Genomic DNA, 23,126 nt, shown 5'->3' with positions numbered 1-23,126 from the left:
CGCAGGCAGGGAAGTATGACTAGCGCCATCGGAGACCCTTTTGTCAGAACCAGTAATGCCCGGCACCAACGGACGTGGCCCGTCCCCGGAAGCGGCGAAAGCCCCAGCGCCTGAGGGCGAGGGCGGTTCCGCCTTCCGGCCTTCATCGGTCCGCCCTGTCCCGCTGGCTGAACTGGCCGCTGTCGTCGGCGTGGAACTGGCTGGCGCCACCGGTGCCGCTGCCGTTACCGGTATTTCCCTGAACTCCCGCACGGTGCAGCCAGGTGACCTCTATGTGGCCCTGCAGGGCGCTTCGCGTCATGGAGCCGACTTTGTGGCGCAGGCAGTGGAGCGGGGTGCCGCCGCCGTTCTGACTGACGACGCCGGTGCACGCATCCTTGCGCTGGATGAAGGCATGAAGGTGCCGGTGGTGGTGGCCAGTGAACCACGCCGTGATGTCGGCCGGCTCGCTGCCCGGATTTACCGCGGCCAGTCCAGCGGAAGTGACCTCCGGCTGTTCGCGGTCACCGGTACAAATGGCAAGACCACTACGACGTACTTCATCAACTCTCTCCTTCGCGCACTGGGGAAGAGGCCGGGGTTGATCGGCACGATCGAAATCCTGGCAGGAGCCGCCCCGATCCCCAGCCTCCTCACCACGCCGGAGTCGCCGGACGTTCATGCCCTCCTGGCGTTGATGCGGGAACGCGGCCTCGATGCAGCGTCGATGGAAGTTTCTTCGCACGCGCTGCAATTCCATCGCGTGGACGCAGTGACCTTCGATGTTGCCGGATTTACCAACCTGACGCAGGATCACCTCGACCTGCACGGAACGCTGGAGGAGTACTTCCGTACCAAGGCGGAGCTGTTCACTCCGGCCAGGGCGCGGACGGCCGTTGTCACCGTGGATGATGCCTGGGGAAGGCAACTGGCAGGCCAGGCCGTGATACCTGTAGTGACACTTGCCACAGGTTCCGGGGCAACGACTGCCGCTGACTGGACTGTCTCGACCCAGCGGCCCAGGGACCTGGGTACGGAGTTCACCCTGAGTGGGCCGGACGGGGTGGAAGTCACAGTCCACTGCGGCCTTCCGGGGGCCTTTAACGTCTCCAACGCCGCCCTCGCCACCCTGATGGTCCTGGCCTCCGGTGTGGCTCCGGATGAGCTCCAGCGGACGCTGGACACCCATGATCCCTTTATGGTTGCCGTCCCCGGACGGATGCAGCTGGTGGCAACCCGGCCCGCCGCCGTCGTCGATTTTGCGCACAACCCCGACGCCCTTGCCCGGGCCCTGGAAGCCGTGCGTCCGCCCGCCGCCGAAGGGAAGCTGATTGTTGTCTTTGGCGCCACCGGCCAGCGGGACCAGGGAAAGCGGCCCGGCATGGGTGCCATTGCAGCCGAGGGCGCGGACGTTGTGATTGTCACAGACGATGATCCGCACGACGAGGATGCCGCAGCAATCCGCGCCGACGTCCTCGCCGGTGCCATCAAGGCACGGGACGAGCAGAACCTCGGATGCGTGATCCTGGACATTTTCCCGCGCGCAGAAGCCATACGTCGGGCCGTGGAGCTGGCAGGCCCTCTTGACACGATCCTGGTGGCCGGCCGAGGGCATGAGGTGTGGCAGGAAGTCAAAGGAGTCAACCTGGCCCTCGACGACAGAGTTGAGCTGCGGGCTGCCTTGACAGCCAGGGGATTCAACGTTCTCCAAGACGAGCGGATAGAGTCCTAAACCGAGATGATTGCATTTACTGCGGCGGAAATCGCCGATATCACCCATGGCCGCCTCACTGCAGACCCGGCCGTTGTGCCGACGTCGATTGTGACCGACTCGCGGGAAGCGGGCGCTGGCGCGTTGTACGTGGCCAAGCCCGGCGAGCACGCGGACGGGCATGATTTTACCGCCGCCGCCTTCGAGCGTGGAGCAGTACTGACGCTCGCCGAGCGGCCTGTCCCGTCGCCTGATGGCAGTGATTACCCCGCAGTGATCGTGCCTGATGCCGTGCTGGCCATGGGCGACCTTGCCCGCGAAGCCGTTCGACGCATCCGGGCGGAGCGCGCCGCAGCAGGCGCGGACTTCACGGTGATCGGCATTACGGGATCCGCAGGGAAGACCACCACCAAGGACCTCCTGGCCGGCCTGTTCTCCGCGGAGGGTCCAACCGTGGCTCCCCAGGGCTCCTATAACGGCGAAGTTGGCGTCCCGCTGACTGTTTTGGCGGCAGACGCGGACACCCGCTACCTGGTGATCGAAATGGGAGCTACACGAATCGGGCACATCAGATACCTGGCCGGAATGGTGGCCCCTGACATTGGAGTGGTTCTGGGCGTTGGCTCCGCCCACTCCGGCGAGTTCGGCGGCGTCGAAAACATTGCCAAGGCAAAGGGTGAGTTGGTCGAAGCCCTTGCCGAAGACGGTACGGCGGTGCTGAACCTCGATGACCAGCGAGTGGCGGCCATGGCATCGCGCACCCGGGCGAAGGTGCTGGGGTTCACTGCAATCCAGGATGCGGAACGGAAAAACGTGGTTCAGGACAACGCCGTCCTGCGGGCTGCTGCCGTTGATACAAACGAGGCCGGCAATCCGGTTTTTGAGCTCTTCGTGCCGGGCGCCGTCGAATCGGTGGCCGTGGCGAGTCAGCTGATCGGCGTCCATCACGTAGCCAACCTCCTGGCCGCCGCTGCCGCCGCGCACGCAGCGGGGGTTCCTGCAGACCGGATCGCCACTGCACTGAGCAGCCAGGGGACCGCCAGTCGTTGGCGGATGGAGCGCACGGAGCGTGCCGACGGCGTGACCGTCATCAACGACGCCTATAACGCCAACCCTGAATCGATGAGGGCCGCACTGCGTACCCTGGCGGATCTGGGCCAGGGACGCCGCACCTGGGCAGTCCTCGGCGCCATGCTGGAACTGGGGGAGGACTCCATCCGGGAGCACACTGCTGTGGGCACACAGGTGGTCCGGCTGAATATCTCACGCCTCCTGGTAGTGGGCCGGGAAGCCCGGGCCCTCTATGTCTCCGCAGTCCAGGAAGGTTCCTGGGGCGACGAATGCATCTTCGCCGAAACCCTTGACGAGGCCTACCAGATCCTGTCAGCAGAACTGCTCCCGGGGGACCTTGTCCTGTTCAAATCATCCCGCGACATCGGCCTGAGGCATTTGGGCGATCGGATAGCATTACCTCCACACGCCGAAGCTACAGCCCACGACGGGAGCGCCCTGCTGTGATTGCACTTTTGATTGGCGCCGGGCTGGCTTTGCTCCTGGCACTGGTAGGAACCCCGCTGTTCATCCGGCTCCTGGTGCGCAAAAGCTACGGCCAGTTCATCAGGGATGACGGACCCACCTCCCACCACACCAAGCGCGGTACACCCACCATGGGCGGAACCGTGGTGGTTGGCGCTGTCCTGCTGGGTTACGGACTGACGCACGTGATCATGTGGATGATTAATCCGAGCTCTCCCGGACCATCAGTCTCGGCGTTGATCCTCCTGTTCCTGATGGTCGGTATGGGCCTGGTGGGGTTCCTGGACGACTTCATCAAGATTTCCCGGCAGCGCAGCCTGGGCCTGAACGCCAAGGCCAAACTGATCCTGCAGGGGGCGGTGGGCATCATCTTCGCCGTCCTGGCGCTGAACTTTCCCGATGAGGACGGCCTGACGCCCGCGTCAACCCGGATATCCCTGGTCCGCGATATTCCATGGCTGGACCTTGCCTTTGGCGGCACGGTGCTGGGCGCCATTCTGTTTGTCCTGTGGTCCAACCTGATCGTCACGGCAGCCACCAACGGCGTGAACCTGACCGACGGGTTGGACGGCCTTGCCGCCGGTGCCTCGGTCATGGTCTTCGGCGCCTACACCCTGATGGGAATCTGGCAGAGCAACCAGGCCTGTGGCTCACCCCGCCAGGCAGGTGGTGGCTGTTACACGGTGCGGGATCCCCTGGACCTGGCGCTGCTGGCAGCCATCATCAGCGCTGCACTCGTTGGATTCCTGTGGTGGAACACCTCGCCGGCCAAGATTTTCATGGGTGACACAGGCTCACTGGCTATTGGCGGGGCAGTGGCCGGATTTGCCATCCTTTCGCGCACCGAACTGCTGCTCGGGTTCATCGGTGGCCTGTTTGTCCTGATCACCCTTTCCGTCATCATCCAGGTGGGCTACTTCAAAGCAACTGGTGGCAAGCGCTTCTTCAAGATGGCGCCCTTGCAGCACCACTTCGAACTTAAAGGCTGGGCCGAGGTCACCGTAGTGGTCAGGTTCTGGATCCTCGGTGGCCTGTTCGTTGCCATGGGACTGGGCATCTTCTACGCCGAATGGGTCGTCCTCCTGTGAACTCCGCCATCATCGATAGACTGAATAACCTCACCAGTTGGGACGCCGACTGGGCAGGGCTGAAAGTAGTGGTCACGGGCATCGGTGTTTCCGGGTTCGCCGCCGCCGACACCCTCATTGAACTGGGTGCCAGGGTAGTGGTGGCGGACGCGGCCACTACCGAACGGGCCAAAGCCCAGGCAGACACCCTGCGCATTGTGGGTGCCGCGGATGTCCTCCTCGGCGAGGATGCCGTCCAGTCTGTCCCAAAGGTCGACGGCGAGTGGCCTGAACTGATCGTGACCTCGCCAGGGTGGCGTCCTGACCAGGCCCTGCTCGCCTCCGCAGCGCGCAGGCATATTCCGGTGTGGGGAGATGTGGAGCTGGCCTGGCGCGTTCGCGAACGGGCCGGCCGTAAGACCGCCGACTGGCTTTGCATCACGGGAACCAATGGCAAGACCACTACTGTGGGCCTCACCGAATCCATGCTTCAGGCCGCCGGCCTGAAGGCGATAGCGGTAGGAAACGTGGGCACGCCAATCCTCGACGCTTTGCGCGACCCCGTGGAGTACGACGTCCTCGCGGTGGAACTGTCCAGCTTCCAGCTCCACTGGGCGCATTCCCTGTCTCCCGTGGCCAGCGTTTGCCTGAACGTCGCCGAAGACCACGTGGACTGGCACGGTTCCTATGGTTCGTACCTGGCGGACAAGGCGAAGGTTTACGAACATACCCAGAAGGCCTGCATCTACAACGCGGAGCAGATTGAAACCGAACGGATGGTGGAAAACGCCGACGTCGTCGAGGGCTGCCGGGCGGTAGGCTTCACGACGCTCACTCCCGCGGTCAGCATGCTGGGTCTCGTCGAAGACCTCCTGGTGGACCGCGCCTTCATTGAACAGCGCAAGGACAGTGCAGCCGAGCTTGCCTCCATCCCGGACCTGGGCAGGGTAGCCCCGCGGCACATGGTGGCCAATGCCCTTGCTGCTGCCGCCCTCGTGCGCGCCTACGGGGTCGCTCCGGACGCCGTCAGGCAGGGGATCCGCAGCTACCTCCCCGGTGATCACCGTATCCAGCCCGTCGCCAGGATGAACGACGTCCTCTGGGTCAACGACTCCAAGGCCACCAATCCGCACGCTGCTGCAGCCTCGTTGGCTTCTTTCAGCGGCGTGGTCTGGATTGCCGGTGGACTCTCCAAGGGCGTGAGCTATGAGGACCTGGTGCGGGACCACTCCGGCCGGTTGAAGGGCGTTGTCCTGCTGGGCACGGACCCGGCCCCGCTGCAGGAGGCGCTTCGGAGACACGCGCCTGATGTCCCGGTGATCACGGCTTCGGCGGGCCAGACTGAAAATATGCAGACTGCCACGACGGGCGGAGACCGCGCTACGGCAACAGGTCCCGAGGAATCCGGTGAAGCGGTGATGTCCCGGGCCGTGGCGGCAGCAGCGCAGCTTGCCGCACCAGGGGACGTCGTCCTGATGGCCCCGGCGGCTGCATCAATGGATCAATTCTCTTCCTATGCTCACCGTGGTGACGCCTTCATCGAAGCTGTCCGCGAGCTGGTGGAAGGGCAGGCCCACACCGGCGAGGAGTGACGATGGCAAGCACTCCCACAAAACGGGCCATGGCGGTGAACCCGATGGAGTGGTACCGGAATTTCTGGGCTGCACTGGAAGGTACGGGTACCTCCCGGAATGGCTCCACTTACTACCTGATCCTCGGTTCAACGATCGCCCTCACCGCGATCGGCATCATGATGGTGCTGTCCGCCTCCAGCGTCGAATCCATTGCTGCCGGTGAATCTCCCTACGGTGATGCCATCAAACAGGGAATCTTCGCAATCGTCGGCCTGGCAGTGATGTTTATCCTGTCCCGCATCAATGTCACCTGGCTGAAGCGACTTGCCTGGCCGGCCATTGGTTTGGCGTGCGCGCTCCTGGTCCTGGTGTTGCTGATCGGTAAAGACGTTAACGGAAACAAGAACTGGATTGAAGTCGAGGGATTCACGTTCCAGCCTTCGGAAGCGGCGAAGCTGGCCCTGGCACTGTGGATGGCCACCGTATTGGCGCGGAAGGGCCGGCTCGTGGAGCGCGGATGGCACGCCTTCATCCCGGTCGTTCCCGTTGCCGGAATTATCATTGGCCTGGTACTTGCGGGGAAAGACCTCGGAACCGTCATGATCATTGTCATGGTTGCCGCCGCGGCGCTGTTCTTCGCCGGAGTCAGGCTGTACTTCTTCGGTATAGCAGCCATCGCAGCGATCGTCGGGGTTTTGGTGATGGCGCTGACCAACGCCAACCGCGTGCGCCGCATCACCTCCTGGTGGACAGGCGAGGACGCCACCGATACAGACGCCAACTATCAGGCAATGCACGGCCTCTACGGCCTGGCATCGGGAGGCTGGTTCGGCGTAGGACTTGGACAGAGCCGGCAGAAGTACAGTTGGATTCCTGAAGCCCACAACGACTTCATTTTCGCCATCATCGGTGAGGAACTCGGCCTGGTGGGTACCGGCGTCGTACTGATCCTGTTTGCCATCCTTGGTGCCGCCATCTACCGCGTGGTGGTGGCCCAGCAGGACCCCTTCCACCGCGTCCTCGCCGGCACCATCATGGTGTGGCTCCTCGGCCAGGCCACCGTCAACATGGCGGTGGTGACCGGCCTGATGCCGGTGATCGGCGTGCCGCTGCCCTTTATCTCCTACGGCGGGTCGGCGTTGCTGATGTCGCTGTGCGCCATTGGTGTGGTCCTATCGCTCGCCAGGGAACAGATGGATCCAGTGATCCGTTCAAAGCGCCTCCTGGGGTTTGGCAGCGCAGCAGTTGCAGGGACCGGGCCCGCGAAACAATCCGCCGCAAGAAAGCGTAAGTAATTTCCATGACTTCCACAGCACCGTCCATCGTCCTCGCAGGCGGGGGCACCGCAGGACATATCAGCCCCCTGCTTGCCATCGCAGCCGCCCTGCAGTCTGCCCGGACCGACGTCCGCCTTGTGGCCGTTGGCACGGCCGCCGGCATGGAGACGCGTCTGGTCCCGGCGGCCGGTCTGCCGCTGCAGACCATCGACCGCGTGCCGTTTCCACGGCGCCCTTCCATCGACCTGCTGCGCCTGCCGGGCAGGATGGCCGGAGCTGTCAGGCAGGCCGGTGCGATTCTTGATGAGGCAGCGGCCGATGTCCTGGTGGGCGTGGGCGGCTACGTCTGTACCCCGATGTACCTGGCAGCCCGGAAAAGACGGATTCCCATCGTCGTCCACGAGGCCAACGCCCGGCCAGGCCTGGCAAACCGGGTGGGGGCCCTGTTTGCCACGCATGTCGGCGTTGCATTCGAGGGTACGCCCCTGCGTGGGGCCCGGCACGTTGGCATGCCCATGCGTACGCGCGTATCCGGCCTCGACAGGACAGCTGCCCAGGCGGCAGCCCGCGAGTCACTGGGCCTGGCCCCGGATCTTCCCACCTTGATCGTGACCGGCGGCTCATCCGGCGCGCAATCGATCAACAGGACCATTGCTGCGTCCCTGCCGGCACTTGCCGCCGCCGGAATCCAAACCCTCCACATCACGGGTCGCGGCAAGGCTGTGCTTGCCGGGGACGGCTCCTTGCTGGCGGCAGCCAACTATCACCAAATTGAATATGTGGACGGCATGGAACAGGTCTATGCCGCGGCTGACCTGCTGCTGGCCCGGGCGGGCGCAGCCACGGTCAGCGAGGTGGCCGCAGTGGGCCTTCCCGCTGTCCTGGTTCCGCTGCCTATCGGCAACGGCGAGCAGGCCCTCAATGCCGGGGGACTGGTTCGCGCAGGCGGAGCTGTACTCGTGGCGGACCGGGAGTTCACGCCCGGGTGGGTCCAGGCGTCACTGCTGCCCCTGCTCCGGGATTCAGCCCGGCTTAAGGCGATGAGCAGCGCGGCCTACACCTTAGGAATCCGAAACGCTGATCAGCGGATGGCTGATCTTGTCCTGGAAGCGGTATCAGCATGACAACACCAGCCTCAGACGGCATCAGTTCCCTGGGCCGGATCCACTTCATCGGCGTAGGTGGCGTGGGGATGTCCGCGGTAGCCCGCATCATGGTGGCCAGGGGGGTGCCCGTCAGCGGATCGGACGCCAAGGACCTGCCTGTCATGACAGAGCTCGCCGCGGCGGGTGCCCGGATCACCGTTGGATACGATGCTGCGAACCTTGGTGATGCCACGACGGTAGTAGCGGGTTCGGCCATCCGGCAGGACAACCCTGAACTGTCGGCCGCGCGGGAAGCCGGCCTCACGGTGTTGCACCGTTCGGAGGCCCTGGCCGCTGTGATGTCCACCGATACAGTAGTTGCCGTTGCCGGTACGCATGGCAAGTCCACCACTACGTCCATGATCACCGTGCTGCTCCGCGGCGCCGGACTGGATCCGTCGTTCGCCATCGGTGCCAACGTCCCGGCACTCGGCGTAAACGCTGCTGACGGTACCACGGACATTTTTGTTGCCGAAGCCGATGAGTCGGATGGTTCCTTCCTGAACTACCGGCCGCAGATCGCCGTCGTGACGAATGTTGAGCCCGACCATCTGGACCACTACGGCACGGCGGAGGCCGTTTACGCATCCTTCGACAAATTCAGTGAGCTCCTTCCCGCGGACGGGACGCTCATTGCCTGTGCTGATGACGCCGGGGCAGAAGCCCTGGCCTCCCGGACGGCCGCCCGGGGAAGTAGCCGTGTGGTCCGCTATGGGACAGGCCAGGACGCTGACGTGAGAATTGATGACGGCGGCCCGGGGCAGGTGTGGGTCAGTGCAGGTGAAGCACGCTACCCGCTCAAGCTGCAAGTGCCGGGGCGGCACAATGCCCTCAACGCCGCAGCAGCGGTGGCAGTTGCCCTGGAGCTTGGTGTACCCCTGAACGCTGCTGCCGCCGCCCTCGAGCAGTTCTCCGGCGCCTCGCGCAGGTTCGAGTTCAAGGGCGCTGCCCGGGGTGTTCGGGTTTACGACGACTACGCACACCACCCCACCGAAGTCCGGGCGGCTATTGCGGCCGCCCGGAGTGTGGCGGGGAACAACAAGGTCCATGTCCTGTTCCAGCCGCACCTGTTTTCACGGACGAGGGAATTTGCTGATGAATTCGCGGAGGCGTTGAAGCTTGCGGATTCGTCCCTGGTGTTGGACATCTATCCCGCCCGGGAGGACCCGATTCCGGGGGTGAGCAGTGAACTGATCACCCGGCGCCTCGGCGCGGGCGGCCGGCTGGTGAGCGCCGGGGATGCCGTCAACGCAGTTGCAGTTGTCGCCGTCGACGGTGACATTGTCCTGACGGTTGGCGCGGGCGACGTCACCTCTTACGGGCCACTGATCGTGGAGGCGCTGGATGGCTAGCGGACGGAAACCGCCCGTTCCGCGGGACAAGTACGCCGGCCCGGACGGCGACAGTTCCGGTACTCGAAGCTCCACCGGTACCGCCGGGAAATCCGCTGGCACCGGTGTTATTTCGGCGTCGAGGGATCTTCCCGGCCCGCCCGATTCCACCGTCAGCAGCAAAGTGCCGGGGAGTCCGGCAGGAGCAAGCATCCTCGCCTTTCCTGAACCCCGGGGAAAGCGGCTGCGTCGCAACATCCTTCTGGCAGCGTGCATTGCAGCGGCCTTGACGGCCGGAATTATTGCTGCTGCTGTGTTTTCGCCGGTCCTGGCTATCCGGACGGTCACGGTCTCCGGCACCCAGCTGCTCACTGCCGATCAGGTCCAGGCGGCACTCCAGCCGGTGCAGGGCGTTCCGTTGCCGCAGGTGGCAGAGGCTGAGGTAAAGGCGCTTCTTGTGCCGCTGGTCCAGGTGAAGGACGTCAGCGTGCAGGCACGGCCGCCGTCCGAGTTGGTGGTGAAAATCCAGGAGCGGGTGCCGGTGGCGCTGGTCAAGCAGGGGGAGCAGTACCTGATGGTTGATGTTGATGGCGTCCAGCTGGCCACCATCGCGGACCCGGCGTCAACGGCCCTCCCTGTGATCGATGGCGGCGCCGGAGCCATTGGACAGGAGCTGTTCCAGGCAACGGCGGCGGTGTTGGGCGCCTTGCCCCCGGAAATCCTCGCCCGGCTCTCGAATGCAACAGCCCAGTCGGTGGACGCCGTGGAGCTCAAACTCATCGACGGGCAGACGGTGGTCTGGGGCAACGCGGAGGAGCGCGAGCTGAAGGCCAAGGTATTGCAGGCGCTGCTGCAGGTCCCGGTGGACCCGGAGAATCCAGTGAGGATCTACGATGTCAGCGCGCCCCGCAACCCCGTAACCCGCTAAGCGGCGAAAATACTGTGGATTACCACGACACGCGGGGGCGGTTATTGAATGTGGGAAGCATAGGAAATAGCGTCACAGACAAGAGTTACTTGACATAACTGTAACCTTCAGGTCGAGGGTTAAGGTTGCTGGCTTCAAGCTCGACTCCAGCAGATTTCGCAACAGGACACGAACAAGGGACACGTAACGTGGCAGCACCGCAGAATTACTTGGCCGTCATCAAGGTCGTCGGCATCGGCGGCGGTGGCGTGAACGCAGTCAACCGGATGATCGAGGTTGGCCTCCGCGGAGTCGAGTTCATCGCCATCAACACCGACGCCCAGGCCCTCCTTATGAGTGACGCCGACGTCAAGCTTGACGTTGGCCGGGAACTCACCAGGGGCCTCGGGGCCGGCGCCAACCCGGAGGTGGGTAAGCAGGCCGCGGAAGACCATGCCGATGAGATCGAGGAAGTCATCCGCGGGGCTGACATGGTGTTCGTTACCGCAGGCGAAGGTGGTGGCACGGGAACCGGCGGTGCCCCCGTCGTCGCACGGATCGCACGTTCTCTGGGCGCGCTGACCATCGGCGTCGTCACACGTCCCTTCACCTTCGAGGGCCGCCGCCGCGCCGGTTCCGCCGAGGCCGGCATCGACGCGCTCCGGGACGAAGTCGATACCCTCATCGTCATCCCCAACGACCGCTTGCTGTCCATCAGCGACCGCAACGTCTCCGTCCTGGACGCCTTCCGTTCAGCGGACCAGGTCCTGCTGTCCGGCGTGCAGGGCATCACGGACCTCATCACCACTCCCGGCTTGATCAACCTCGACTTTGCCGACGTTAAGTCAGTCATGCAGGGTGCCGGTTCGGCTTTGATGGGCATTGGCTCCGCCCGCGGTGAGGACCGCGCGGTGAAGGCCGCCGAGCTCGCCATCGCCTCGCCGCTCCTGGAGGCATCCATCGACGGCGCCCACGGCGTGCTGCTCTCCATCCAGGGTGGTTCGGACCTTGGCCTCTTCGAGATCAACGAGGCCGCACGACTGGTCCAGGAAGTTGCGCACCCCGAGGCCAACATCATCTTCGGCGCCGTCATCGATGATGCGCTGGGCGACGAAGCCCGTGTCACCGTCATCGCCGCCGGATTTGATGACGTCAAAGCCACGTCGCCGTCCATGGACCAGTCGCTGCCGCAGTCGGCTCCGCAGCGTCCTGCCGCACCTGCCGCACCTCCTTCCCAGCAGGCTGATTCGCGTTTGTCGCAGGTTCAGCCAGTGCACGCCGGAATGGGTGCCGCGGGCCTAAGCAATTGGGGACAGCAGCGTCCGGCAGCCGTTCCCGCAGACTCAGGATTCGACGTCGACCTTCCCGCAGTCGTTGAGCCAGACCTTTCGGGCAGCAACTCGGACGACCTGGATGTCCCTGACTTCCTGAAGTAGGCACCACTTGTTCTTGTGGCGTAGCGAAGCCCTGCCTGGGGTTTCGGTCGCTTTCACTGACACCGGCGCTGGGAACCTCGCGCTGCACGTTGGAGACGACGCGGCGGATGTTGCCCGGCGTCGTGCTGCCGTTGAGTTGGCCGCTGGAATCTCACCCCGCCGTTTCCAGTTCATGAACCAGGTTCACGGTGCTGACGTTGCGGTGCTGGACGGACCTGCCGGCCCCGCGCCTGCTGTGGATGCCATGGTGAGCTCTGCGGTCCCGCTCGCCGTGATGGTGGCCGACTGCGTCCCGGTAATCATGGTGGGCGAGACCACGTCAGGGCCGGCGGTTCTGGCCGCCGCCCATGCCGGCCGGCCCGGCCTCGCCGCTGGCGTTATCCCGCGCACAGTTGTGCAGATGCGCAGAGCAGGGGCAGGGCGGATCAGTGCGTGGCTTGGCCCATCTATTTGCGGGCGTTGCTACGAGGTTCCTCCTGCCATGCAGGCCGAAGTGGATCAGGCCGTGCCCGGGACCGCCTCCGAGACAAGCTGGGGGACACCTGCCCTTGACTTGCCACAGGGGGTCCGGAGCCAACTGGAAGCTGCCGGCATCGACATCAAGTACTCGGGGCCCTGCACTCTTGAAACACCGAAGCTTTACTCCTACCGCCGTAACCAGCAGGCCGGACGATTTGCGGGGCTGGTGTGGAGTCATGGCTGAAGGTGTTCCTGATGTGGACCGCCGTGAGCAGCTTGCCAGGAAACTCGCCGCCGTTCAGGGCCGCATTGCGGCTGCGGCCGCCCTCCGCGACGGGCCGGCCCCGCAGCTGATCGTCGTGACGAAGTTCCATCCGGCCGCCGATGTAAGCCTGCTGGCTTCGCTGGGTATCCACGATTTCGGTGAGAACCGCGACCAGGAGGCTGCTGCCAAGGCCGCGGACGTTTCCGGGTTCCCTGACATCACCGGTCCGGTTCGTTGGCATTTTATTGGGCAACTGCAGAGCAATAAGGCCAAATCTGTGGTGAAGTATGCACATTCCGTCCACTCGGTGGACCGCCTTCAGTTGGCCGGCGCGCTGGACAAGGCCATGACGGCCGAGGTTGAGCGCAGTGGCCGGGCCCCCTTGGAGTGCTTCATCCAGGTGAACCTCGACGAAGGCTCCGATGATCGGGCCCGTGACCCGGGAAATCTGCAGCGTGGCGGTGCTGCGCCGCATGTTGTTCCGGAGTTGGCAGAGCGCATTTCCTCATCCCCGCTGCTTCGCCTGGCAGGAGTGATGGCAGTGGCTCCCCTGGGGGCACCCGCCGATGCAGCGTTCGAAAGACTTGCCGGGATTTCTGCGCGGTTGCAGTCCGAACACCCGGGCGCCGCAGGTATTTCCGCCGGCATGAGCCAGGACCTCGAATCAGCCATGCGGTTCGGGGCGACACACCTGAGGATAGGGTCCGATATTCTCGGATCGCGTCCGGCCGTGGGGTAGCGTCGTGGTATTGGAAGTGAATGGCCGGGCTCCGGTTGCCTACACATGGGCAGGCCCGCCTTCGGACACGATTAGGAGTCGACCATGGCCGGCGCTCTGCGCAAGACAATGATCTATCTTGGGCTCGCCGATGGCGATGAGCATTACGAGTCCGAGATCCACACCCACCAGAAGGACGGGGACGAATCGATGGAACATGACCGCGAGGAACGCCGTGCACCGGCGCCTGTTCGCGAGGTCGTCCGCGAATCATCCCATGCCGCCGAAGAGGAATACCGCGCACCTGTGACTCCTATCAAACGTGCGGCCTCCAGCCGCGAAGAGACTGGCGGATTGCGCCAGATCACGACGATCCACCCGCGTTCGTACAACGATGCCAAGCTGATCGGCGAGAGTTTCCGGGACGGCATTCCCGTCATCATGAACGTGACGGATATGGGGGAGTCAGACGCTAAGCGGCTGGTCGATTTCTCTGCCGGCCTCGTGTTTGGCCTCCGGGGCAGCATCGAACGCGTCACGAATAAGGTTTTCCTGCTGTCGCCGTCGTACATTGAAGTTATCGGCGATGACAAAAAGGTCAGCGAGACGCAGGCAAGCTTCTTTAACCAGAGCTGAACCTGATAGCTTTCCACCGCGGATGCCAGGCAGGAAACTGTCTGGCATCCGTGCTGGAATAGAAACACCACCACCAGGGCAGCAGGTCTGTCCGCGATCAACACGGAGTTATGGGTTAAGTCATGGGTTTAGTCTTCGGGCTTGTCTACATTGCTTTGTTGTTGTTCTTCGTGGCGCTGATTATCCGCCTGGTATTTGACTGGGTGCAGATGTTTGCCCGCGAATGGAGGCCACGGGGCGTGTCTCTTGTCACGGCGCATACGGTGTACTCCATCACTGACCCGCCCTTGAAAGTCCTGCGACGCCTGATCCCGCCGCTGCGACTGGGTGGAATCAGCCTGGATCTGGGCTTCCTGTTGCTGTTCATCGCGGTCAGTATCGCGATGGGCATCACGCGGGGCCTGGCGTAAATTTCCGGAAAAACCCGGGTTTGACACTACGGTGTTGAATTAGAGTAAGCACACGATATTTAGGTACCGTAGTTTTGGACGGCCGGAAGGCCCTACTGACTAACTAGACCAAGAGGTGACCAGATGGCTTTGACGCCAGAAGACGTTGTCAACAAGCGCTTTCAGCCGACCAAGTTTCGCGAAGGCTACGATCAGGACGAGGTTGACGACTTCCTGGACGAAATCGTCGTCGAACTGCGGCGCCTGAACCAGGAAAACGACGAACTTCGCAAGAAGCTCGCCGAAGCCGGTTCCGGTACCAGCGCTAACACCACGGCAGCATCACCGGTTGTTGAGAGCGTACCCGCTCCCGCCAAGCCGGAGAAGCAGCAGGAAGCCAAGGCTGAGCCCGCTCCCAAGGCGGAAAAGAAGGAAGTGGAGCCGGTTGCAGCTGTTTCCGCGCAGGCGCCCGCCACGGCAGCGGCCGGTTCGGTTTCGGCTGAGTCCGCTGCAGGCCTGCTCGCTATGGCACAGCAGATGCACGACCGCCACGTTGCCGATGGCCAGGAGCTTAAGGACAAGATCATCGCCGAGGCGCAGATCGAAGCGAGCAGCCTGGTCAACGATGCACAGGAGAAGTCCCGCAAAATCCTCGGCGCCCTGGAACAGCAGCGGTCGGTCCTGGAGCGCAAGGTGGAGCAGCTTCGCGGCTTCGAGCGTGACTACCGCTCACGCCTCAAGGCCTACATCGAAGGCCAACTGCGCGACCTTGACGCACGCGGTTCCGTTGCTGCCCCTGAGTCCAGCGACGCCAACTGATTCACCAGCAAGTATTCTGAAGGCCGGCGGCTGAGGATTCCTCGGCCGCCGGCCTTCAGTTTTACCTCGCCGTTCCAGTCCTTCAGGTTTTACGCCGAATGAAAGCACCATGACAGACGACACCGTCGACGACGCCCCATCAACATCCGCCGCCCGACGGCCTCAGCGGAAGGTCCTCATTAGCCTTTTTGCGGGCTTTGCCGTCTTCGCCTACGTCTTTGACCAGCTCACCAAGCTTTGGGTGACGGCCAATATGGTCGAAGGCGAGCAGATCCCGGTCCTGCCGCCACTGCTGCACTGGTACTTCATCCGTAATTCGGGCGCAGCTTTTTCGATTGGCGAGAACATCACCTGGGTGTTCACCATCGTGATGGCCACCGTCTCCGTGACCATTCTGTTCCAGGTCCGGAAGTTGGGGTCAAAGTGGTGGGCCCTGGCTCTTGGGCTACTGCTGGGCGGAGCGCTGGGCAACTTGACCGACCGGCTTTTCCGGGAACCGTCCTTCGGCATGGGGCACGTGGTGGATTTCATCCAGCTGCCCAACTTCGCCATCTTCAACATTGCCGATTCCGCTGTGGTGTCCGCGGTGGTCATCATCTGTCTGCTGACCCTCAGAGGGATACCGCTTGATGGTGTAGGACAGGATCCAGCCAAGGAAGCCGGCCATGAGTGAGGAATACATCGTCGACGCCGGCCACTCCGGACTGCGTGCCGATGCCGCTGTAGCCGGGCTGCTGGGGATCTCCCGTTCTGCCGCCGCAGTCCTGCTGGCCGAAGGGAACGTCCTGGATGCCGGCCGTCCGGTGGGAAAGTCGGCAAGGCTCCAGGAAGGAACCGTACTGCAGGTCACCATTCCGGAACGCCCGGACCCGCTGAATGTTGTGGAGGAAGTTGTGGAAGGCCTGAACGTCCTGTTCGATGACGAGGACTTTGTCGTCATTGATAAGCCGGTGGGGGTAGCAGCCCACCCGTCGCCGGGCTGGGTTGGCCCCACTGTGGTGGGCGGGCTTGCGGGCCTCGGCTACCGGATCTCCACCTCCGGGGCATCGGAGCGGGCCGGCATCGTGCACCGGCTGGACGTTGGGACGTCCGGGGTTATGGTGGTGGCCAAAACCGAGCACGCCTATACAGTTCTCAAGCGCGCCTTCAAGGAGCGCACCGTGGAGAAGGTTTACCACGCCGTGGTCCAGGGACTCCCGGATCCGCTCGAGGGCACCATCGATGCCCCGATCGGCCGCCACCCCGGCCACGATTGGCGCTTTGCGGTGATCGAAGACGGCCGTCCGTCCGTCACGCACTACGAGGTACTGGAAGCTTTCGGCAAAGCCACCCTGGTGGAAGTGCATCTGGAAACGGGCCGTACCCATCAGATCCGGGTCCATTTTTCGGCGCTTCGCCATCCATGTGCAGGTGATCTGACCTACGGCGCCGATCCGCGGCTGGCGGCCAATCTTGGCCTGACCCGTCAGTGGCTGCACGCGCGCAGCCTCACCTTCGCCCACCCCCGCAGCGGCGAGCCCGTGCAGGTAACCAGCGAATATCCCGCTGATCTAAGGTATGCGCTGGAGCTCCTGGAAAGCGGCCAGGCCTGACCGCCGGGTCTTACGTGTCCTACCCGCAGGGGCTGCAAGCGACCGGTAGACTGTCCCGGTGACTTCCAGCAATGCCTCGTTTGTCCATCTCCACAACCACACCGAATACTCCATGCTGGACGGCGCCGCCCGGCTGGGGGAGTTGTTCAACGAGACTGAGCGCCTGGGGATGCCTGCGCTGGCAACCACAGACCACGGCTACCTGTTTGGTGCCTTTGATTTCTGGAAACGCGCCACGGACCAGGGCATCAAGCCCATTATCGGCGTCGAAGCCTACGTCACTCCGGGGACCGCCCGAACGGACAAGAGCCGTGTGCGCTGGGGTGAAGAACACCAGCGCAAGGACGACATCTCCGGCGGTGGTTCCTACACCCACATGACGCTGCTGAGCTACAACAACACCGGCATGCGCAACCTCTTCCGGGCCTCCTCCATCGCTTCCCTGGACGCGGTGTTCGGCAAGTGGCCCCGTCTTGACCGGGAATTGCTGAACACGTATTCGGAGGGCCTGATCGCCACCACCGGCTGCCCGTCCGGTGAAGTCCAGACGCGCCTGCGGCTGGGCCAATACCGGGAAGCCCTGGAGGCAGCGGCAGAATTCAGGGACATCTTCGGCGCAGAGAACTATTTCTGCGAGCTAATGGACCACGGCCTGGATATCGAACGCCGGGTTACCGGGGATCTCCTCCGGCTGGCCAAGGAACTCAATCTGCCGCTGGTGGCCACCAACGACCTCCACTACACCCATGAGCATGACGCGAAGGCCCACGAGGCGCTGCTGGCCATCCAGTCAGGCTCAACGCTCCTGGAACCTACGTATGACAACGGCGGTTCGCGCTTCGCGTTCTCCGGCAGTGGCTACTACCTGAAGTCTCCACAGGAAATGCGCGAACTCTTCCGCGATCATCCCGACGCCTGCGACAACACCCTTCTGATCGCCGAACGTTGTGAAGTCTCCTTCAACACCGGGGCGAACTACATGCCCAGGTTCCCCTGCCCGCCCGGTGAAGATGAGACGTCCTGGCTGGTCAAGGAGGTGGCCAGGGGACTGGCCGTGCGCTACCCCGGCGGTGTTCCGGACAAGGTGCGCACGCAGGCAGACTACGAACTTGAAGTGATCACGTCCATGGGTTTCCCGGGCTACTTCCTGGTGGTGGCCGACTTCATCAACTGGGCCAAGAACAACGGCATCCGGGTAGGTCCCGGGCGTGGCTCCGGTGCCGGTTCCATGGTGGCCTACGCCATGCGCATCACGGACCTTGATCCCCTGGAACACGGCCTCATCTTTGAGCGCTTCCTGAACCCGGACCGCGTGTCCATGCCCGACTTCGACGTCGACTTCGATGACCGGCGGCGCTCCGAGGTGATCGACTATGTAACGCGCAAATATGGTGATGAGCGCGTCGCCATGATCGTTACCTACGGCACCATCAAGACCAAGCAGGCGCTGAAAGACTCCTCCCGCGTGCTGGGCTACCCGTTCAGCATGGGCGAGCAGTTGACCAAGGCACTGCCGCCGGCGGTCATGGCCAAGGACATTCCCCTGGCGGACATCCAGAACCCCGACTCCAAGCGGTACGGCGAAGCCGGTGATTTCCGCCAACTGATCAGCACTGATCCGGAAGCTGCCAAGGTCTTCGAGACGGCCCTTGGCATTGAAGGCCTGAAGCGGCAGTGGGGTGTCCACGCAGCCGGTGTCATCATGTCTTCGGATCCCATCATCGACGTCATTCCGATCATGCGCCGCATCCAGGACGGCCAGGTGATCACGCAGTTCGACTACCCCACCTGTGAAGGCCTTGGCCTCATCAAAATGGACTTCCTGGGCCTTCGAAACCTGACGATCATTTCGGACGCCCTGGAAAACATCAAGCTCAACCGCGGCCATGACCTGGATCTGGACTCCCTGGCGCTGGACGACAAAGCATCATACGAGCTCCTGGCACGTGGCGACACCCTGGGCGTTTTCCAGCTCGACGGCGGTCCGATGCGTTCGCTGCTCAAGCTGATGAAGCCTGACAACTTCGAAGACATTTCCGCCGTCCTGGCCCTCTACCGCCCCGGACCCATGGGCGCCAATGCCCATACGGACTACGCGCTGCGCAAGAACGGGATCCAGGAAGTCATTCCAATTCACCCGGAGCTTAAGGAACCGCTGGCAGAGATCCTGGGCGGTACATACGGTCTGATCGTGTACCAGGAACAGGTCATGGCCGTAGCCCAGAAACTGGCCGGGTACTCCCTGGGCCAGGCCGACATCCTGCGCCGCGCCATGGGTAAGAAGAAGAAATCCGAGCTGGACAAGCAGTTCGCCGGCTTCTCCCAGGGCATGCAGGACAACGGCTACTCGATGGAAGCGGTCAAGACGCTCTGGGACATCCTGCTTCCTTTCTCCGACTACGCCTTCAACAAGGCCCACTCCGCCGCTTACGGCGTGATTTCCTATTGGACCGCGTATCTGAAGGCCCACTATGCCCCGGAGTACATGGCTGCACTGCTGACTTCCGTCGGTGACGACAAGGACAAGTCAGCGATCTACCTCAACGAGTGCCGCCGGATGGGTATTACGGTGCTGCCGCCGGACGTCAACGAATCGTCGCTGAACTTTACCCCTGTTGGCAACGACATCCGCTTCGGCATGGGGGCCATCCGCAACGTGGGCTCAAACGTGGTTCAAGCTATGGTGGCCGCCCGTGAAGAAGAGGGTGCATACACCTCATTCAAGGACTTCCTGATGAAAGTCCCGGCTGTGGTCTGCAACAAGCGGACCATCGAGTCCTTGATCAAGGCGGGCGCTTTCGACTCGCTGAACCACCATCGCCGCTCCCTGGTGATGATCCATGAAGAAGCCATCGATTCCGTGATCACGCTCAAGCGCAACGAGGCAATCGGCCAGTTCGATCTCTTTGCCGGCTTCGAGGAGGCGGAATCCCAGGCTTCGTTGAGCATCGAGATTCCTGACCTTCCCGAGTGGGAAAAGAAGGACAAGCTGTCCTTCGAGCGGGACATGCTGGGACTCTACGTCTCGGACCACCCGTTGCAGGGGCTGGAAGGGGTGTTGAGCCAGCACGCCGATCAGTCAATCACGTCACTGATCGCCGACGACGGCCCTCACGACGGTGCCATCGTGACCATCTCGGGGATGATCACTTCCCTCAGCCGCAGGATTGCGAAGGCCAGCGGCAACGCCTACGCCAGGGCAGAAATTGAGGATCTGGGCGGTTCCATCGAAGTGATGTTCTTCGGCCAGGTGTACGGGCCCATCGCCTCAGTGCTTGCTGAAGACCTGATTGTGGTGGTCAAAGGACGGCTCCAGCGCCGCGACGATGGAGCCGTGACGTTGAACTGCATGGAACTGTCCGTACCGGACCTTACCGAGGGGACGAACGGCCCGGTAGTGATCACCATGCCCACCCATAAGGCCACTGAGATGGTGGTTACGGAGCTGGGAGATGTCCTGAAGAACCACCGCGGCAATTCCGAGGTCCGCCTGAACCTGATGGGGGATTCGCGGATCGAGGTCATGGCGCTGCCGGTCCACCTGCGGGTTAACCCCACGCCGTCACTGTTCGGAGACCTGAAGGTGTTGCTCGGCCCGGCCTGCCTGGACAGCTAAATTTCGTAGTCGAGCGGCACCGGCTGACTGTAGCCCCCGGAGTGGTAGAGCAGCGGGGAACCGCTGCCACCCACCTCGCCGTCGACCACTTCAACCACAATTACTGCATTGTTTTCGAACGACATCCGCATCTGGATCTTGCCCACCAGCCAGCCCGCTACGTCCTTCAGGATGGGGACGCCGTGCGGACCCTCGGCCCAGTGGTCTCCTTCGAAACGGTCCCGGGTCCTGGCAAATCTGTCGGCCAGTCCGCGGTTTTCCAGGCCCAGCATATGGACGCCGATGTAGCTTGAATTTGCCACAGCCGGCCAGGAACTGGAGCTCCGCGCCATGTTAAACGTGAACCGGGGTGGTTCGGCGGACAGTGAGGCCACCGATGTTGCCGTGAATCCGAACGGCTTGCCGTTTAAGTTGGCCGTGATGATGGCCACCCCGGCCGCATGGCGGCGGAACATCTCCCGGAACATCACCCCGTAGGCCGGCTGGTCTGGCGCCACCGTTTGAACTCCCTGCCTATCCGTATCCCTGCTCTTAAGTCTGGCACCAAGCCTATGACCGTTAAGGGCCCGGCGGTACTTGGTTACCCGGGACGTCGTGGCGGGCATGGGTCGGCAGGTTTGTTAAGGTTTGTTCCATGACTCAACTCCACAACAGTGTTGACCCGGAGCCGGCGAACCACCGGCACGGGAAGCGATCAGGTCTTCCCTGGCGGTGGCTGGCCTGGTCCGCGGTGGCTGGAGTGGCTATTGGTCCGTTGTGGTGGATTCTGGCGCCTGCGGGGTTGAACGTGGTAACCGGGGGTGACCCGGCCCTGGCCACCGGGCTGGACACCGCCGCCTGGCTGCCCCGCGACCTGACGCTTGCGGGATTGTTCCTTTTTGCCGGATGCCTCTCCGGCCTTGTGCTTGCCGGAAAGATAGTGCGGTTCAGCCAGCTGAAGTTCGCCTTTGCGCTGGCCGGCGGGCTCCTGGGAGCTGTCATCGCATGGCGTACGGGGATGCTGGCAGCGGCGTGGTGGGGGGAGCCGCTGGATGCAACAGCCAATGCAAGCATCGCTTTTTCCCTGCGGTCCCTCCCGGTCCTCCTGGTGTGGCCCGCGGCCACGGCTATAGCAACATTCGTGACGAGCCTGCTCAGCCGCGTCGGGCGCCCTGCATCCACCAACCACGGCGCGGATGGGTAAAATGGCTTGGGTGAGCCTTTCTTCTGACGTTTCCGCAGGACAGCCTGAATCCACCTTGACCTTCCGTACCATTGACCTTCGGGGCAAGAGCCTGGGACTGGCTCAAATGCGGGCCGCGGTACCCCGTGTCCGGCAGGAAACCACGGCAGATGCCGAGGAAGCTGTCCTGGGCATCATCTCGACCGTCCGCAGCGAGGGACTCTCCGGGCTCCGTCGGCTTGCCAGTACTTTCGACGGCGTGGAGCAGCTTCACCCGCGGGTTCCGGAAGCTGCCCTCGCGGAAGCCCTGGCCGCTGCGCCTGCCGACGTCCGCAATGCGCTGGAAGAGTCGATCCGGAGGGCGCGCGAATTTGCGGACCGGCAGCGGCCCCGTAACGTGGACGTTGATTTTGGCGACGGTGCCGTGGTCAGTCAGAACTGGGTCCCGGTTTCCAGGGTGGGCCTGTACGTTCCCGGCGGCTTGGCGCCCTTGGCATCGTCAGTGGTGATGAACGTGGTGCCGGCACTGGCTGCGGGTGTGCCTTCCATTGCACTGGCATCGCCTCCGCAGAAAGATTTCGGCGGACTGCCGCACCCCACAATCCTCGCAGCCGCTGCACTCTTGGGCATCAGGGAGGTCTATGCGATTGGCGGGGCGCAGGCAATCGCCACCTTTGCCTACGGCGTTCCGGCGGACGAGTCCGGGCCGGCCATCGAGCCCGTGGATGTAGTGACCGGGCCGGGCAACATTTTTGTGGCCACTGCCAAGCGGCTGGTCAAAGGCACTGTGGGGATCGACTCTGAGGCCGGTACCACTGAGATTGCCATTCTTGCCGATTCCGGTGCGCGGGCTGACCTGGTCGCTGCGGACCTCATCAGCCAGGCCGAGCACGATCCGGGCGCGGCCTCGGTACTTATCACCGACTCTGAAGACCTCGCAGCGGCGGTCAGGACCGAACTGGAACGCCAGGCAGGCTCCACCCGGCACGCGGAGAGGGTGCGGACCGCGTTGTCGGGGGCCCAGTCCGGTGTTGTGCTGGTTGACGACCTGGACCAGGGAATCGCCGCCTGTGACGCCTATGCAGCGGAACACCTTGAGATCATGACTGCTGACGCCGCGGCCGTTGCCGCCCGGGTACGCAACGCCGGTGCCATCTTTATTGGCGACTACAGTCCCGTCAGCCTGGGTGACTACTGCGCCGGGTCCAACCATGTGCTTCCTACCAGCGGAACGGCAGCGTTCTCCTCCGGGCTGAACGTCACCACCTTCCTCCGCGCCATCCAGGTCATCAATTACAGCGCGGACGCGCTTCGGAAGGTCGGCGGGCACATTGTCAGCCTGGCCAAGGCCGAGGGGCTGCCGGCCCATGGCGATGCCGTCGCTGTCCGCTTCGACGCTGCCGGGCCACAATAGACCTGACCTGACTACTACATGTAGTAATTACAGGCTTGTTATTCCGCAACATGTAGTTGTAAAATTGCATCCGGAAAAGTCTTCTGTCGGAAC

The 23,126-nt window shown here is 63.3% G+C and carries 20 protein-coding genes; 19 read left to right on the top strand and 1 reads right to left on the bottom strand.

The window, feature by feature from the left end:
* Nucleotides 1-55 precede the first annotated feature (55 nt).
* From AC50X5_RS12130 to dnaE, 17 genes are all read left to right on the top strand, one after another.
* A complete protein-coding gene (locus tag AC50X5_RS12130) occupies nucleotides 56-1,711 on the top strand; it encodes a UDP-N-acetylmuramoyl-L-alanyl-D-glutamate--2,6-diaminopimelate ligase (protein WP_494976332.1) in 1,656 nt (551 codons plus the stop codon).
* Nucleotides 1,712-1,717: 6 nt separating this feature from the next.
* The gene (locus tag AC50X5_RS12125) at nucleotides 1,718-3,208 is read left to right on the top strand and encodes a UDP-N-acetylmuramoyl-tripeptide--D-alanyl-D-alanine ligase (RefSeq protein WP_494976331.1); all 1,491 of its coding nucleotides are present in this window, start codon (nucleotides 1,718-1,720) and stop codon (nucleotides 3,206-3,208) included.
* Entirely contained in the window at nucleotides 3,205-4,314 is a 1,110-nt protein-coding gene (gene mraY / locus AC50X5_RS12120) for a phospho-N-acetylmuramoyl-pentapeptide-transferase (RefSeq protein ID WP_494976330.1), read from the top strand. The genes AC50X5_RS12125 and mraY overlap by 4 nt, the downstream gene beginning before the upstream one ends.
* Nucleotides 4,296-5,885 (top strand): UDP-N-acetylmuramoyl-L-alanine--D-glutamate ligase, encoded by a 1,590-nt coding sequence (gene murD, locus AC50X5_RS12115; RefSeq protein ID WP_494976329.1) that lies wholly within the window; start codon nucleotides 4,296-4,298, stop codon nucleotides 5,883-5,885. Before mraY ends, murD begins: the two co-directional genes overlap by 19 nt.
* A gap of 2 nt (nucleotides 5,886-5,887) precedes the next feature.
* Nucleotides 5,888-7,162: a putative lipid II flippase FtsW gene (gene ftsW / locus AC50X5_RS12110; protein WP_494976328.1), complete on the top strand. Its 1,275-nt coding sequence runs from the start codon at nucleotides 5,888-5,890 to the stop codon at nucleotides 7,160-7,162.
* Nucleotides 7,163-7,167: 5 nt separating this feature from the next.
* Nucleotides 7,168-8,268: an undecaprenyldiphospho-muramoylpentapeptide beta-N-acetylglucosaminyltransferase gene (gene murG, locus AC50X5_RS12105; RefSeq protein WP_494976327.1), complete on the top strand. Its 1,101-nt coding sequence runs from the start codon at nucleotides 7,168-7,170 to the stop codon at nucleotides 8,266-8,268.
* Complete coding sequence (gene murC, locus AC50X5_RS12100) at nucleotides 8,265-9,641, top strand: UDP-N-acetylmuramate--L-alanine ligase (protein ID WP_494976326.1); 1,377 nt, start codon at nucleotides 8,265-8,267, stop codon at nucleotides 9,639-9,641. Before murG ends, murC begins: the two co-directional genes overlap by 4 nt.
* Entirely contained in the window at nucleotides 9,634-10,548 is a 915-nt protein-coding gene (locus tag AC50X5_RS12095; protein WP_494976325.1) for a cell division protein FtsQ/DivIB, read from the top strand. The genes murC and AC50X5_RS12095 overlap by 8 nt, the downstream gene beginning before the upstream one ends.
* A 188-nt stretch (nucleotides 10,549-10,736) precedes the next feature.
* A complete protein-coding gene (gene ftsZ, locus AC50X5_RS12090; RefSeq protein ID WP_494976324.1) occupies nucleotides 10,737-11,963 on the top strand; it encodes a cell division protein FtsZ in 1,227 nt (408 codons plus the stop codon).
* 7 nt (nucleotides 11,964-11,970) lie between these two features.
* Nucleotides 11,971-12,666 carry a purine nucleoside phosphorylase YfiH/LACC1 family protein gene (locus tag AC50X5_RS12085; RefSeq protein ID WP_494976323.1) on the top strand — a complete coding sequence of 232 codons (696 nt, stop codon included), beginning with the start codon at nucleotides 11,971-11,973 and terminating at the stop codon, nucleotides 12,664-12,666.
* Nucleotides 12,659-13,426 (top strand): YggS family pyridoxal phosphate-dependent enzyme, encoded by a 768-nt coding sequence (locus tag AC50X5_RS12080; RefSeq protein ID WP_494976322.1) that lies wholly within the window; start codon nucleotides 12,659-12,661, stop codon nucleotides 13,424-13,426. The genes AC50X5_RS12085 and AC50X5_RS12080 overlap by 8 nt, the downstream gene beginning before the upstream one ends.
* An 84-nt stretch (nucleotides 13,427-13,510) precedes the next feature.
* Nucleotides 13,511-14,041, top strand: a complete 531-nt coding sequence (locus AC50X5_RS12075) for a cell division protein SepF (RefSeq protein ID WP_493985702.1) — start codon at nucleotides 13,511-13,513, stop codon at nucleotides 14,039-14,041.
* Between the two features lie 122 nt (nucleotides 14,042-14,163).
* Complete coding sequence (locus AC50X5_RS12070; RefSeq protein ID WP_493985701.1) at nucleotides 14,164-14,451, top strand: YggT family protein; 288 nt, start codon at nucleotides 14,164-14,166, stop codon at nucleotides 14,449-14,451.
* Nucleotides 14,452-14,574: 123 nt separating this feature from the next.
* Nucleotides 14,575-15,249, top strand: a complete 675-nt coding sequence (locus AC50X5_RS12065; protein ID WP_494976321.1) for a DivIVA domain-containing protein — start codon at nucleotides 14,575-14,577, stop codon at nucleotides 15,247-15,249.
* A gap of 109 nt (nucleotides 15,250-15,358) precedes the next feature.
* Nucleotides 15,359-15,922, top strand: a complete 564-nt coding sequence (gene lspA, locus AC50X5_RS12060; RefSeq protein ID WP_494976320.1) for a signal peptidase II — start codon at nucleotides 15,359-15,361, stop codon at nucleotides 15,920-15,922.
* A complete protein-coding gene (locus AC50X5_RS12055; protein ID WP_494976319.1) occupies nucleotides 15,915-16,841 on the top strand; it encodes an RluA family pseudouridine synthase in 927 nt (308 codons plus the stop codon). The genes lspA and AC50X5_RS12055 overlap by 8 nt, the downstream gene beginning before the upstream one ends.
* 58 nt (nucleotides 16,842-16,899) lie before the next feature.
* Nucleotides 16,900-20,457 carry a DNA polymerase III subunit alpha gene (gene dnaE, locus AC50X5_RS12050; protein WP_494976318.1) on the top strand — a complete coding sequence of 1,186 codons (3,558 nt, stop codon included), beginning with the start codon at nucleotides 16,900-16,902 and terminating at the stop codon, nucleotides 20,455-20,457.
* Here the strand turns inward: dnaE and AC50X5_RS12045 are convergent.
* Nucleotides 20,454-20,924: a flavin reductase family protein gene (locus AC50X5_RS12045; protein ID WP_494976405.1), complete on the bottom strand. Its 471-nt coding sequence runs from the start codon at nucleotides 20,922-20,924 to the stop codon at nucleotides 20,454-20,456. The genes dnaE and AC50X5_RS12045 overlap by 4 nt on opposite strands.
* 167 nt (nucleotides 20,925-21,091) lie before the next feature.
* On the opposite strand from AC50X5_RS12045, the gene AC50X5_RS12040 reads away from it, so the two are divergent.
* Both AC50X5_RS12040 and hisD read left to right on the top strand, forming a co-directional pair.
* Nucleotides 21,092-21,640 (top strand): hypothetical protein, encoded by a 549-nt coding sequence (locus AC50X5_RS12040; protein ID WP_494976317.1) that lies wholly within the window; start codon nucleotides 21,092-21,094, stop codon nucleotides 21,638-21,640.
* 10 nt (nucleotides 21,641-21,650) lie between these two features.
* A complete protein-coding gene (hisD, locus tag AC50X5_RS12035) occupies nucleotides 21,651-23,033 on the top strand; it encodes a histidinol dehydrogenase (RefSeq protein WP_494976316.1) in 1,383 nt (460 codons plus the stop codon).
* Nucleotides 23,034-23,126: the final 93 nt, after the last annotated feature.

The organism is Pseudarthrobacter sp. MDT1-40-2 (assembly GCF_059383595.1).
This window is presented reverse-complemented; position numbering and strand designations above follow the sequence as displayed.

What these genes read in the sequence shown, in the direction of transcription:
- AC50X5_RS12045 (WP_494976405.1), bottom strand. Translation starts at nt 20,924, where the DNA reads ATGTTCCGGGAGATGTTCCGCCGCCATGCGGCCGGGGTGGCCATCATC.
- AC50X5_RS12070 (WP_493985701.1), top strand. Translation starts at nt 14,164, where the DNA reads ATGGGTTTAGTCTTCGGGCTTGTCTACATTGCTTTGTTGTTGTTCTTC.
- murC (WP_494976326.1), top strand. Translation starts at nt 8,265, where the DNA reads ATGACAACACCAGCCTCAGACGGCATCAGTTCCCTGGGCCGGATCCAC.
- AC50X5_RS12130 (WP_494976332.1), top strand. Translation starts at nt 56, where the DNA reads ATGCCCGGCACCAACGGACGTGGCCCGTCCCCGGAAGCGGCGAAAGCC.
- murG (WP_494976327.1), top strand. Translation starts at nt 7,168, where the DNA reads ATGACTTCCACAGCACCGTCCATCGTCCTCGCAGGCGGGGGCACCGCA.
- AC50X5_RS12065 (WP_494976321.1), top strand. Translation starts at nt 14,575, where the DNA reads ATGGCTTTGACGCCAGAAGACGTTGTCAACAAGCGCTTTCAGCCGACC.
- AC50X5_RS12080 (WP_494976322.1), top strand. Translation starts at nt 12,659, where the DNA reads ATGGCTGAAGGTGTTCCTGATGTGGACCGCCGTGAGCAGCTTGCCAGG.
- AC50X5_RS12125 (WP_494976331.1), top strand. Translation starts at nt 1,718, where the DNA reads ATGATTGCATTTACTGCGGCGGAAATCGCCGATATCACCCATGGCCGC.
- AC50X5_RS12040 (WP_494976317.1), top strand. Translation starts at nt 21,092, where the DNA reads ATGACTCAACTCCACAACAGTGTTGACCCGGAGCCGGCGAACCACCGG.
- ftsW (WP_494976328.1), top strand. Translation starts at nt 5,888, where the DNA reads ATGGCAAGCACTCCCACAAAACGGGCCATGGCGGTGAACCCGATGGAG.
- lspA (WP_494976320.1), top strand. Translation starts at nt 15,359, where the DNA reads ATGACAGACGACACCGTCGACGACGCCCCATCAACATCCGCCGCCCGA.
- murD (WP_494976329.1), top strand. Translation starts at nt 4,296, where the DNA reads ATGGGTCGTCCTCCTGTGAACTCCGCCATCATCGATAGACTGAATAAC.
- AC50X5_RS12075 (WP_493985702.1), top strand. Translation starts at nt 13,511, where the DNA reads ATGGCCGGCGCTCTGCGCAAGACAATGATCTATCTTGGGCTCGCCGAT.
- AC50X5_RS12095 (WP_494976325.1), top strand. Translation starts at nt 9,634, where the DNA reads ATGGCTAGCGGACGGAAACCGCCCGTTCCGCGGGACAAGTACGCCGGC.
- AC50X5_RS12055 (WP_494976319.1), top strand. Translation starts at nt 15,915, where the DNA reads ATGAGTGAGGAATACATCGTCGACGCCGGCCACTCCGGACTGCGTGCC.